General features: G+C 44.0%; 11 protein-coding genes. All 11 read left to right on the top strand.

Annotated features, from left to right (window positions below; all coding sequences use genetic code 11):
- Positions 1-137 precede the first annotated feature (137 nt).
- Complete coding sequence (gene rho, locus V6984_RS15280; protein WP_342756471.1) at positions 138-1,697, top strand: transcription termination factor Rho; 1,560 nt, start codon at positions 138-140, stop codon at positions 1,695-1,697.
- Positions 1,698-1,841: 144 nt separating this feature from the next.
- Positions 1,842-2,048 carry a 50S ribosomal protein L31 gene (gene rpmE, locus V6984_RS15275; protein ID WP_081905853.1) on the top strand — a complete coding sequence of 69 codons (207 nt, stop codon included), beginning with the start codon at positions 1,842-1,844 and terminating at the stop codon, positions 2,046-2,048.
- A 122-nt stretch (positions 2,049-2,170) separates the two neighbouring features.
- Positions 2,171-3,202, top strand: coding sequence for a DUF1385 domain-containing protein (locus tag V6984_RS15270; RefSeq protein WP_342756470.1), 1,032 nt, complete (start codon positions 2,171-2,173; stop codon positions 3,200-3,202).
- Positions 3,203-3,247: 45 nt separating this feature from the next.
- Positions 3,248-4,081, top strand: a complete 834-nt coding sequence (gene prmC / locus V6984_RS15265) for a peptide chain release factor N(5)-glutamine methyltransferase (RefSeq protein ID WP_342756469.1) — start codon at positions 3,248-3,250, stop codon at positions 4,079-4,081.
- A gap of 51 nt (positions 4,082-4,132) precedes the next feature.
- Entirely contained in the window at positions 4,133-5,212 is a 1,080-nt protein-coding gene (gene prfA / locus V6984_RS15260; protein WP_342756468.1) for a peptide chain release factor 1, read from the top strand.
- A gap of 299 nt (positions 5,213-5,511) precedes the next feature.
- Entirely contained in the window at positions 5,512-6,813 is a 1,302-nt protein-coding gene (locus V6984_RS15255) for a sugar ABC transporter substrate-binding protein (RefSeq protein ID WP_342756467.1), read from the top strand.
- 21 nt (positions 6,814-6,834) lie between these two features.
- Positions 6,835-7,749 (top strand): sugar ABC transporter permease, encoded by a 915-nt coding sequence (locus V6984_RS15250; protein WP_342756466.1) that lies wholly within the window; start codon positions 6,835-6,837, stop codon positions 7,747-7,749.
- A complete protein-coding gene (locus V6984_RS15245) occupies positions 7,739-8,572 on the top strand; it encodes a carbohydrate ABC transporter permease (protein WP_342756465.1) in 834 nt (277 codons plus the stop codon). Before V6984_RS15250 ends, V6984_RS15245 begins: the two co-directional genes overlap by 11 nt.
- 10 nt (positions 8,573-8,582) lie before the next feature.
- On the top strand, positions 8,583-10,454 hold the full coding sequence (locus V6984_RS15240) for a TIM-barrel domain-containing protein (protein WP_342756464.1): 1,872 nt from the start codon (positions 8,583-8,585) through the stop codon (positions 10,452-10,454).
- A gap of 21 nt (positions 10,455-10,475) precedes the next feature.
- Positions 10,476-11,489 carry a LacI family DNA-binding transcriptional regulator gene (locus tag V6984_RS15235; protein ID WP_342756463.1) on the top strand — a complete coding sequence of 338 codons (1,014 nt, stop codon included), beginning with the start codon at positions 10,476-10,478 and terminating at the stop codon, positions 11,487-11,489.
- A 61-nt stretch (positions 11,490-11,550) separates the two neighbouring features.
- Positions 11,551-13,152, top strand: a complete 1,602-nt coding sequence (locus V6984_RS15230; RefSeq protein WP_342756462.1) for an alpha-glucosidase — start codon at positions 11,551-11,553, stop codon at positions 13,150-13,152.
- Positions 13,153-13,437 lie beyond the last annotated feature (285 nt).

The raw sequence follows: 13,437 nt of genomic DNA, 5'->3' as shown, positions 1-13,437 counted from the left end.
CGGTTAACATATCAGCTTTAATCCCCCAAGATAAAAGACAAACAAAAAGCATAAAAAGAATATGTAAAGAGAATAACCGGCTTTTTGCCGATAAATTGGCATATAATTGTAGTTTAAGGAACAATACGGAGGAGTATATGAGAGAGAAGTATGAATCGTTGGCATTGGCAGATCTGAAAGAAATTGCCAAAGCCAGGAAGATTAAGGGAGTTTCTGCGATGAAAAAAGCAGAAATAGTGGAAGCAATGCTTATGGAGGATGAAAAAGAAAAAAATGCGGCTGGGGTTTCGGCGGAAAAGTCCGTAACTGCGCCGAAAAGAGTCGTTATGAATAGGCAGCAAGAAAACAGGCAGACAGAAGGCAGACAAGCAGAAGAGCCTGAGAACAGGTCTGCGGAGAACAGGCAGGCGGCAGGCACAAGACCGGTGGAAAACAGGCTATCGCCTGATAATAGAATGTCTGAGAACAGAGCAGCAGACAGCAGACAGACAGGAGAGGCCAGGACGGCGGCCGACAATAGGCAGGGAGTAACCGGAAGAGGGGATGACGAGAAATATCCCTCCGATTTGGACAGCGGTATCATTGCTCATGGAATTTTGGAAGTTATGCCGGATGGCTACGGATTTATTCGCTGTGAGAATTATCTGCCGGGGGAAAACGACGTTTATGTTGCTCCCAGCCAGATCAGACGCTTTAATTTAAAGACCGGAGATATTCTGGAGGGCAATACGAGAATCAAGACGCAGAGCGAGAAGTTCAGCGCATTATTATATGTAAAAAGTGTCAACGGATATTCTCCCGATGTGGCGGCGCGCAGATGTAACTTTGAAGATATGACGCCGATTTTTCCCGATGAGAGGATGCCTTTGGAGACGCAGGGGGCGTCTGTGGCAATGCGTATCATGGATTTGATGAGTCCGGTGGGTAAAGGGCAGAGAGGTATGATCGTATCCCCTCCGAAGGCGGGAAAGACGACCTTATTAAAAGAGGTTGCCAAATCTGTGAAAAGGAATTCTCCGGATGTGCATCTGATCATCCTTCTTATCGACGAACGTCCGGAAGAAGTGACAGATATAAAGGAAGCGATTGAAGGACCCAATGTAGAAGTTATCTATTCCACCTTCGACGAATTGCCGGATCACCATAAAAGAGTTTCGGAAATGGTAATCGAGCGCGCGAAGCGCCTGGTAGAGCATAAAAAGGACGTTATGATACTGCTCGACAGTATTACCCGTCTGACAAGAGCATATAACCTCACCGTTCCGCCCAGCGGAAGAACGTTGTCCGGCGGTCTCGATCCGGCAGCCTTACATATGCCGAAGCGCTTTTTCGGTGCGGCGAGAAATATGAGGGGCGGCGGCAGTCTGACCATTCTTGCGACGGCCCTGGTGGAAACCGGAAGCAAAATGGATGATGTTGTATACGAGGAATTCAAAGGCACCGGCAATATGGAGATGGTGCTTGACCGCAAGCTGTCGGAGAGAAGAGTATTTCCGGCTATCGACATTCCGAAATCGGGAACCCGTAGAGAAGATTTGCTTTTGTCTTCGGAAGAACAGGAAGCAATCAACATTATGCGTAAGGCTCTTAACAGCCTGAAGCCCGAGGAAGCTGTAGATAAGATTTTGGATATGTTTGCGAAGACGAGAAATAATGCTGAGTTCGTTCAGATGGTAAAAAAAATAAAGTTTTTCTAATTAAATGAATGTTTTCAGGAAAAATACTTGCAACAGCAGATAAGCTGTGATACAATGATAAAGCTGTTTGGGTAAGACCCCAGCAAACGCTGAAAAAGCGAGTGGATGAGAACGAAGCGACTTTATTATAGAGAGGTGAAAGAGATGAAAGAAGGAATACATCCTAATTACTATCAGGCGACTGTAACTTGCAACTGCGGAAATACGTTTGTAACCGGTTCAACGAAATCTGAGATTCACGTTGAAGTTTGCTCTAAATGTCATTCATTCTATACCGGCCAGCAGAAATCTGCAAGAGCTGATGGACGTATTGATAAGTTCAACAGAAAATACGGTGTTGAGAGTAAATAAGTTATCCGTAAATAGCTATGCACTGAAAAAGGTTGAGGTATCAATATCTCAACCTTATTTAAATACTTTAGTATGAAGCGATGTGAACAAAGTATTTTATTGTATGCGTGAGGTAAAACCATATGAAAAAAAGTAAATGTGCTCAATATTCCGGTGTCGGCGGGCAGGCGGTACTGGAAGGCGTTATGATGAAGAATAAAGAACAGTATGCGGTCGCCGTACGCAAGCCGGACGGTGAGATCGATGTGGAAGTGGATGTTTATCAGGGAGTGCTTCACGGAAGCAAGTTAAAAGAGATTCCGTTTATCCGCGGTATTTTCAATTTTCTTGATTCCATGGTACTGGGAATGAAGACTCTGAATCATTCCGTAACATTTTACGAGGACGAGGGTGCCAAGGAAACGGCGACGGATAGAGTCTTCCATAAGGTGTTCAAGGACAAAGCGGAAGGCATTATGCTGGGGATGGTTACTCTGTTATCCATCGTGCTTGCGGTGGCCATTTTTATGGTATTGCCCTATTATATTGCTTCCTTGTTTGAAGAATATATAAGAAACACTTCGGTTATGGCAATTATCGAAGGCCTTGTGCGTATTCTTATATTTGTAGGATATATCGTGGCGATTACCATGATGAAGGATATCAAGAGGCTGTACCAATATCATGGTGCAGAGCACAAATGTATAAACTGCATCGAAAAAGGGCGTCCGCTGACGGTCCATAACGCAATGCGAAGTTCCAGACTTCACAAAAGATGCGGTACCAGCTTTATGTTCTTCGTTATTTTCGTGAGCATTATCGTATTCTTTTTTATCAGGGCGGAAAGCCCCTTGCTGCGTGTTGCGCTCCGTATTTTACTGATTCCTGTTATTGCAGGTATTTCCTATGAGCTTATCCGTCTTGCGGGAAGAAGCGATAACATCCTGGTGAAGATACTTTCTGCACCGGGCATGTGGCTGCAGCGCCTTACCACAAAAGAACCGGACGAATCCATGATAGAGGTTGCTATTGCGTCGGTGGAAGCAATTTTCGACTGGAAGGCGTATTTAAAGGATACCTTTGGATATGAAGTGGATGATTCGTGGCTGGATGACGGTCAGGAAAAAGACGACGATTCTGAAAGTCCCGATGTGAACGGTCAGGAAGCATATTGATGAGCATGCGCTTTATAGATAAGAGATAAGGTGGATTGTAAAGCGATGAAATATAAAGAATTATATGATTTCGGAGCCTTGGCACTTATGGAAGCGGGAATTGCCGAGGCTTCTTTGGATGCCAGGCTTTTGCTTGAATTTGTCTGCCATACGAATAGAAATGATTTGTTGGTACATGGGGATAAAGAGGTACTTAAGAAAGAACAGGATATTTATGTAAACTATATTGAGCGCCGAAAGGCACATGAACCGTTGCAGCACATTACAGGGGAGCAGGAATTTATGGGACTTGTCTTTGAGGTGAGCGGGAATGTCCTCGTTCCCAGGCAGGATACGGAGGTACTGGTCGAGGAAACGATGCGTTACCTTCATGACGGTATGAGCATATTAGATATGTGCACCGGTTCCGGCTGTATTCTTTTAAGTCTTTTGAAATATTCCAACGGATGTAAGGGAGTAGGTGCGGATATTTCGCAGGAAGCGGTTGCGGTAGCGAAGAGAAATGCACAGAATCTGCAGATATCTGAGGTGAGTTTCGTGGAAAGCGATTTGTTTGAAAGCGTGGAAGGCAGGTACGATATTATCGTATCCAATCCCCCGTATATTTCCACCGGGGAAATTTCAGGTCTGATGGAGGAAGTTAAGGCCCATGAACCGCTTTTGGCCTTGGACGGCGGTGAAGACGGTCTCTTCTTTTATAGAAAAATAATTGAAAAGGCGCCGGAGCATCTAAACGGCGGCGGTTATCTCTTTTTTGAGATCGGGTATGATCAGGCGGAAGCGGTAACGGATGAAATGAAGAAAGCGGGCTATAAGGAGATTTCGATAGTAAAGGATTATGCCGGCCTGGATAGGATCGTGTATGGATACATGAGCTGAAAGCGATAGAAAATTGTAAAGTGCCCGCGAAAGCGGTAGAAAGGTGTAAAAATGTTTGACAGGTTAGAAGATTTACTCATTCGGTTTGAAGAAATAATGGGAGAACTGGGCGAGCCGACCGTAACGAATAATCAGGAACGTTTTCGTGCGCTTATGAAAGAGCAGAGCGATTTAACACCCTTGGTGGAGGCATATAGAGAGTATAAGAAGTCCAAGCAGGATATCGATGACAGCTTGACGATGCTGGAGGAGGAATCCGACGAAGACATGCGTGAAATGTTAAAAGAGGAGCTGAATGCTTCAAAGAAACGCGTGGAGGAGCTGGAAGAAAAGCTGAAGATTCTTCTTCTGCCCAAGGACCCTAACGATGATAAGAACGTTATCGTGGAAATAAGAGCGGGAGCCGGCGGAGACGAAGCGGCCCTGTTTGCTGCGCAGATGTACCGTTTATATGTTCATTATGCGGAAAGTCAGCGCTGGAAAGTAGAAACGATGAACGTGGATGAAATAGGAATCGGCGGTATGAAGGAAGTGAACTTCATGATTACCGGAAACGGCGCTTATTCCAAGCTGAAATACGAAAGCGGTGTACACCGTGTACAGCGCGTTCCCGAGACGGAATCAGGCGGACGTATTCATACTTCTACGATAACGGTGGCAGTAATGCCTGAGGTAGAGGAGGTGGATGTGGTAATCGAAGATAAGGATATCCGTATCGATGTTATGCGTGCCTCAGGAAACGGAGGACAGTGCGTCAACACTACGGACTCTGCCGTTCGTTTGACCCATTATCCTACTGGAATCGTCGTATACAGCCAGACGGAGAAGTCGCAGCTTCAGAACAAGGCGAAGGCTTTCGCTTTGCTGCGAGCAAAATTATATGATATCGAGCAGCAGAAGCAGCATGATGCGGAGGCCGAGCTCAGAAGAAGCCAGATCGGTACCGGAGACCGTTCGGAGAAAATCAGGACCTATAACTTCCCGCAGGGAAGGGTAACGGATCACAGGATTAAGCTGACTCTGTATAAGATCGACGATATTATGAATGGAGATATCGACGAGTTGCTGGATAGTTTAATTGCGGCGGATCAGGCGGCGAAGTTGGCGAAGATGAATGGGAATCAGATATAATTTTGTGAAAAACAGACAAGAAAATAATTAAAGTATTGGATATTTTTGCAGGTTGACATTTGCTCAAAAAAAGTTATACTAAAGATAGTGAAGCGTTTCACTAAAAGCATAAGAAAGTAACAATGTTTACTTTCTTTTGTTTTTACATTTCGGTTAAACGTTTCACAAAAGTATTAGAAGGTACCAGTGTGAAAAATTTATTTTTCACAGCAAAATTCATTTTGCATGCAAATTTTGTGCTTAAGATGTGCAGGCACATCCGCTCAAATTCGCAGACATCGAAAATATGGAGGATTAGTATGAAAAAAGCATTAGCAGCAGCACTTGTTTCCACAATGATATTGGGGCTGACAGCCTGTGGCAGTACACAAGAGGCAGCAAAGGAAGAAACTGCCGGACAGAACCCAGTAAGCACCGGGCAAGAAGAATCACCCGAAGGTGGGGAAGAGGTAACGATTACGTATTGCAATTTCAATGCTTCCGGTGGAAATGAGGAAACATTGAACAAGATGTATGAAAAATTCCACGAGGAATACCCTGACATTACTGTAAACATTGAGACGGTCGCATATAGTGATTATTTTACGGCTATGCAGACAAGGGTGGCCGGCGGAACGGCACCGGATTGCTACGAACTGAATATTGAGAATTTCGCATCTTATGCGGCCAAAGGAGTGCTGGCAGATATCTCCGGAGCGGAAACTTCGAATTTCAATGAGACCGCATTGAGTGCATTTAATGTAGACGGTAAGCAATATGGCCTTCCGGGAAATTTTTCAAACGTGGTATTGATTTATAACAAAGACCTGTTTGACAAGGCTGGTGCAGAATATCCGACAGACGACTGGACATGGGAAGATGCACAGGTAGCTGCGGAGAAGATCCGGGCGCTTTCCGATGATACATATGGTATCTATGCACCGCTTACTTACAATGAATTCTATAAAGTTGCTTCTCAGTACGGAGGCGGTCTGTTAAACGATGATAAGACGGAATTTACTATTAATTCTCCGGAAAATATCGAGGCTGCGCAAATGATGATCGACCGTGTCCTCGTATCCAATGTAGCGCCTACAGAGGAGCAGATGGGCGGAATGGGAGATTGGGATTTATTCGAAAGCGGACGTCTTGGGATGATCCCGACCGGAATATGGGCATTCAATACCTTTAAAGATGCCTGTGATTTCAACTGGGATATTTGTGTGGAACCTGGCGGAACAGAGAAAGCGACTCATTTCTTTAGTAACGCTTTAGTTGTAAATGCAGATAGTGAGCAGGCGGCGGCAGCTACCACATGGATTACATGGCTTGCATCCAGTGATGAAGCGGCACAGATAAGAATCGATGCAGGCTGGGACCTTCCGGCAATCAAAAATGAGACGGTACTAAATTCTTATCTTGAAGTAACTCCTCCTGATAACAAGCAGGCAGTATTTACTTCACTGGATTATCTGGTAGTACCTCCAATTATTGAGGATTATAGTTTGATGTCCGATATTATTACGGAGGAGCTTTCGAAGGCAGCCAGTGGGAAAACCACGGTTGAGGATGCATTGAATCAAGCACAGGAAGAATGTGAGACTTTAATTACACTGAACTAATGTAGGAATGGGACGATAAGCATGTCAAAGCAGAAAAGGAAAATAGAAAAAGAGAAAATAGTGCAGGCGCTGCCATTTATGCTTCCAAGCTTTGCAGGAATGTTGATATTCAGCCTTTTTCCGGTACTGATAGCTATATTCTTAAGCTTTACGGACTGGAATGGTCTGGAGCAGCTTACACTGAAGACAATTACAGAACATTTTGTAGGGATACAAAACTATAAGGTAATATTAGGCGGTAAGGAGTTCTGGACAGTCCTTGGACATACGCTTTACTACATTGTCTTGTATATTCCGCTTGTATTCGTAGCTTCCCTTGGAGTCGCAGTATTACTGAACAAAAAGAGGAAGGGAACTATGGTATTCCGTGTACTTTATTATATTCCGGTACTGACTTCGTGGGTGGCGGCAAGTCTTATATGGAAATGGGTATTAAGTCCGAGGTATGGGGTACTCAATCAGCTTTTGGCGCTGATAGGGATCAGTGGGCCGGGATGGCTGACCAGTGAAGTGTGGGCAATGCCCGGTATTGTGCTGGCATCTGTCTGGAAGGATATGGGGTTTTTTGGATTGTTTCTTTTATCCGGCCTACAGGCAATTGATCCGACATATTATGAAGCAGCAAAGGTCGATGGCGCAGGCAGAGGAGTATCTTTTTTCAAAATAACGCTGCCTTTATTGACTCCATCCATCTTTTTTTGCCTGATCATGTCGCTGATCAATGCATTCCAGATGTTTCCTCAGGTTCAGATCATGACGGAAGGCGGGCCGAGTGGTGCGACGGAAGTTATGGTGGAGCGGATTTACACCTATGGATTTAGCTATTTTAAAATGGGCTATGCGTCGGCATATTCATGGTTATTGTTTGTGATTATTTTCGTGTTGACAATGATACAGATGAAATTACAGAATGGATGGGTGCATTATGAATCATAAGGCAAAAGAAATATTGGGCAGTGCGGGATATTATTTCATATCAATTGCAATTTCCCTGATCGTGATGCTTCCGTTTTTCTGGATGCTTTCAACCTCGTTAAAAAGCAAGGGAGCGTTGATGGCGCTCCCTGTACAGTGGATTCCGCAGGAGCCGACGCTGGATGCGTATAGCCAGGTGTTCCAGCGCTTTCCTTTTCTTAAGGCTGTGGGAAACAGTATGCTTATCACAGTATGCTATACGGTGATTACGATTCTTTCGTCATCTATGGCAGCATTTGCATTTACGAAGATCCGCTTTCCGCTGGCAGATGGAATTTTCAAAGTATATCTTGCTTCTATGATGATTCCGACACAAGTCACATTGATACCCTTGTTTATCATTATGAATCATATGGGATTGATCAATTCTTATGGGAGCGTGATTTTTCCATCCCTTTTTAAGGCATTTGGTATATTTCTTCTAGTGCAGAATATGCGCTCCGTGCCGAACGATTACATTGAAGCCGCGCAGATTGATGGGGCGAGCATGTGGTACATTTATTGGAAGATAATGCTTCCGTTGTCGCTTCCGGCAATTGCAACATTGGCGATTACAACGTTCATGGATAGTTGGAACGATTATCTATGGCCTTTGGTAATGTTGTCGGACCGCAATAAAATGACCATAACATTGGCACTCAATAATTTAAACGGGCAGTATGCTACGGAGTATAACGTATTAATGGCAGGCAGCCTGATTTCAATGATACCAATTATCATTGTATATATCGGTGCTAATTCAAAAATGAAATCCGGCATAATGGTCGGTGGAATAAAGGGGTAAGGAGACGAAAATGATGGAAAATAAAATCATTGGACTCGATCAGGAAGTAATAAAGAACTTTCGAGTGAATAGAAAAGGCAGTAAAGTTATCATGGAATATGACTGTAATGCCGGAGCGGTGTATGGATTAGGTGAGCGTTACTGCAGCGTAAACCATATTGGAAAGAAATTAAAGAGTCTTGTTATTGAGAAATTTTGTGAACAGGGAGAATACGCATATCTGCCGATACCTTTTTATCATACAAGCGAGGGGCACGGGGTATTTGTGGATACCGCATATGAGGTGGATTTTGACTTTACGGAAGGATGCTTTCGTATAGAACTTGCGTCAGATGCAGAGTGGACGCTATACTTTTTCTATGGGACGCCCAAGGAGATTATTTCCCAGTTCGTAGAAAAGACAGGAGAGATTGTGCTTCCACCCAAATGGGCATTCGGTGTATGGGCGTCGGCTAACCGCTGGAAATGCCAGAAGGATATTGAAGAGCAGTTAGAGTATGCCCGCAAGTATGATTATCCGATCAGCGTAATTGTGATTGAAGCATGGAGTGACGAGGCAACTTTTTACTTATGGAATGGGTCAAAATACAAACCGGTGGACGGGGCAGAGTATCTTACACAGGAGGATATTAGGTTTACCGAGCCTTGGCCGTCGCCGGACCAAATGATTCGGGCAATTCACGAAAAAGGGATGAAATTGGTTCTCTGGCAGATACCGGCGCTCAAAGAACTCGATCCCGGACAGGAAAGTGAGCAGCATGATAATGACTGTACCTATGCGGTGGAGGAGAAGCTGGTTGGTACTAATCCGGATGGCAGTCCGTATAAGATTCCGAAACAGTGGTTTATTGGTTCGATGCTTCCTGATTTTTCCAACCCAGAGACAAGAAAGTGGTGGTTTTCCAAGAGAAAATATTTGCTGGATATGGGAGTGGATGGATTCAAAACGGATGGCGGAGAATTTATTCATGATGTGGAAACAAACTTTTATCAGAATGTCAGCGGAAAAGAAGTGAAGAATCTTTATCCTGCTCAGTATGAAAAAGCATATGCGGAATTTATCGGTAAAGATCGTATTTTGTTCAGCCGTGCCGGATATGTAGGAGCACAGACAACGCCTATGCACTGGGCAGGTGACCAGATGTCTAAGTTCTCCGAACTGCAGGCTGTCCTACGTGCGGGACTTTCGCTTTCTCTTTGCGGCGTGCCTTTTTGGAGCTTTGACATTGGAGGATTTGCAGGACCGATGCCCACTAAAGAGCTATATCTGCGGGCAACGGCACTTGGAGCCTTTGTACCCGCGATGCAGTGGCATAGTGAACCTGCAAGCGGGCAATTTGCTGAAGTCATGAAAGGAACAGTAGCAGTGAACGACAGAAGTCCGTGGAATATGGCGGCTTTTTATGGAGACGATGAGGAGATTTTACAAACCTCTTGTTATTTTGCAAACCTGCATATGAATTTTTTACCTTATTTTTATGCAGAAGCAGAAAAATGTGCGAAAAACCGGGAGCCCTTCTTAAAGCATCTGTATCTGGAATATCCCGGGGATAAAAACGTACTGGATATTGATGATGCCTACATGATAGGAGATCTTTTGGTGGCTCCGGTTGTAGAGGAAGGTGCTGCAGGAAGAAGTGTATATTTACCGGAGGGAATATGGTATGATTTCTGGGACGGCAGCAGAATGGAAGGAGGAAGAGAGATTTATCAGGAAGTTCCGTTTGGGAAAATAATGCTTTTCGTCCGCGGGAACGCTGCGATCACTTTGAATCTCGGCCCAAATGAGGAAATTGGACAGAAGGTAGGAAATGACGTGAAAAATAATACAAATCTGTGTATAATTAAATTCGGAGACAGTGAGAATCTTCACAGGAAATAAGTAGATGGGGCAGTGGCTGGGATGAGAAAAATAACGATTAAAGATGTTGCGACAGAAACAGGATTGTCTATCGCAACAGTATCTTACGCGATGAGCGGAAAAAAAGTACTTCCGCCGGAAACAGTACAACAGGTAAAAGATGCTATTAAGAAGCTGGGATATGTGAAAAACATATCTGCAAGCAGTCTGGCGAGCAATAAAAGCAGTCTGATAGGAGTCGTTATTCCACAAACAGAGCCGGGTAGTATGATGGTATTCCAGAATCCATTCTATAGTGAAATACTGTCCAGTATTGAATATAATGCCAGAATAAGGGGATATCACGTAATTGTGTCCGGGACGAACGCGGATGAGACATATTTTCATTTGGCACAGCAGAGAAATCTCGATGGCATTATTGTTATTGGTGCGTATTCCGAGGATTTCTACGAAGGTTTGAATGAAAGCAATATACCGGTGGTATTGGTAGATTCCTATATGGACAACCATGCCTATAAGGAAGTGAAGCTGGATGATATTTATGGCGGATACGCGGCAACGAAATATCTGCTGGAGCATGGGCACAAAAAGATTGCTTTTTTGTCGGGCAAATTAAAAACAGGGGGTGTCAGCGCAAAGCGGTATGAAGGTTATAGAAGCGCTTTGGAAGAAGGCGGAGTGCCAGTCAATCCCTCTTATCTTTTTCATGCGAACGTCGATTTTGAAAAGGCCAGAAAAATGGCGAGAAGAATTGTGACTGAGACAGATTGCACAGCGATCTTCTGTACGGCGGATGTGATTGCCATGGGCGCTATTAAGGAACTGAATATAATGCAGATTAAGATTCCTCAGCAGATATCTATCATTGGCTTTGATAATCTTGATATTGCAAACTATTGTACGCCTGGTCTTACAACAATCGGACAGGATATATTTGAGAAGGGAAAAAAAGCGGTGGAAATGCTGTGCTATACAATGGATGAAAAAGTAAAGGAGCCTGAAGAGTATGTGGTTCCCATCCAAATTGTAGAGCGTGAATCCGTTGCTTATATATAAGGTTATGGAACGAAAATGGTGGAAAGAATGTGTTATTTATCAACTGTATCCAAGAAGCTTTATGGACAGTAATCACGATGGAATCGGTGACTTAAACGGGATAATAGGAAAGCTTGATTATTTGAAGGAGCTGGGGGTCGGTGCTGTCTGGCTCAATCCTGTTTATGAATCTCCAAATGATGATATGGGTTATGATATCAGCGACTATCGGCAGATAATGAGAGAATTTGGTACAATGGAAGATTTCGATGTGCTTCTTAGGGAGGCACACGGCCGCGGTATCCGCATCATTATGGATTTGGTGGTGAACCATTCGTCCGACGAGCATTCATGGTTTGCCAAGTCACGTAAAGATAAGGACAATCCATATCGTGATTATTATATTTGGCGCAAAGGGGAAAACGGCAAAGAACCAAATAATTGGGGATCTTTTTTTACACCCTCCGCATGGAAATATGATGAAATCACAGATGAATATTATCTGCACCTGTTCTCAGAAAAACAGCCTGATTTAAACTGGGAGAACAGAAAGCTTCGGGAAGAGATCTATGACATGATTAATTGGTGGCTCGATAAGGGAGTGGATGGTTTCCGCATGGATGTCATTAATCTGATAGCCAAGAAACCGGGGCTTCCCGATGGAACAGGAGAAAAGACGATTTCCGGATACACCTTCTGCCCTGAGAATTTTGCGAATCAGCCGGAGCTCCATGATTACCTTAAGGAAATGCGCGCCGCTTGTTTTGACGGCAGAGATAGCATGTGTGTGGGAGAGACGCCCTTTGTAACGCCGGAAATCGGCAGGCAGCTAATGAACAAAGAGAACCGTGAACTAGACATGATCTTCCAGTTTGAGCTTATGGATATAGATAGCGGGAGAAGCGGAAAGTGGGAGATTGTTCCATATACTCTTGCAGATTTTAAACGTGTTATCAGTCGTTGGCAGGAAGCGACAAAGGAAGGCTGGGGAAGTTTGTTTTGGTCGAATCACGACCAGCCGAGGCCGCTTTCCAGATTCGTGTCACCGGATACGGAAGAGGAGAGAGTACGGGCGGCTAAGATGCTTGCCGCAGCAATGCACTTGTTAAGAGGAACCTCTTTTATTTATCAAGGGGAAGAAATAGGAATGACCAATGCGCCCTTCACCTCGATTATGGAACTGCGGGATATTGAGAGCATCAGGTATTATGAAGAAGCCGAAAAAGCAGGGGTAAAGGAAAAAGCATGGGATGCCATACTGAAAAAAGGAAGAGATAATGCCAGAACCCCTATGCAGTGGGAGGATAGCGTAAATGCAGGATTCTCGGATGCCGCTCCATGGCTGGCGGTTAATGAAAATTATCATAAGATTAACGTGGAAAAGGCACTGGCGGATACCGATTCAATCTGGTACTTCTATCAGAAGCTGATAGCTTTCAAATCCGGAAATGATACGGCTATTTACGGGGATTATAAGGAGCTTTACTCTGAAACGGAAGCCGTGTTTGCATACCGTAGAGAACTGGAGGAAGAAGCCTTTGACGTCATCTGCAATTTCACAAAAAAAGAAGTAGCATTTGACTGGAAGCAGTATAGTGGGAAGGAAATTTATTTCCATAATTATGACAATAGAAGTGAGTCCGTTCTGCGCCCTTATGAGGTTCGTGTAATCAGGATAAAGTGACTTATTTCTTTGCGCAGTCTGCTATAATGATTAGGGTGTCAAAAGGTCCTTTTGCGAACGTCTCTAGGCAATATGCTCAAAACAAAAAGACTCCTGCGCCGAATTCCAATATATAAGAAGTTCTAATTCTCAGTCTATTCGCGCCAAACATACCAGAAAAAAAATATCCAGAGAAAGAACTTCTAAATATTTACATAGGCGCAGTCGTTTTTTTTGTTTTGGTCATATTGACCAGAATGTATTTATAAAGGACCCTTTGACACCCTAATCCTATAATGTAATTGC

This window comes from Kineothrix sp. IPX-CK (genome assembly GCF_039134705.1).
Classification (GTDB): Bacteria; Bacillota; Clostridia; order Lachnospirales; family Lachnospiraceae; genus Kineothrix; species Kineothrix sedimenti.
This window is presented reverse-complemented; position numbering and strand designations above follow the sequence as displayed.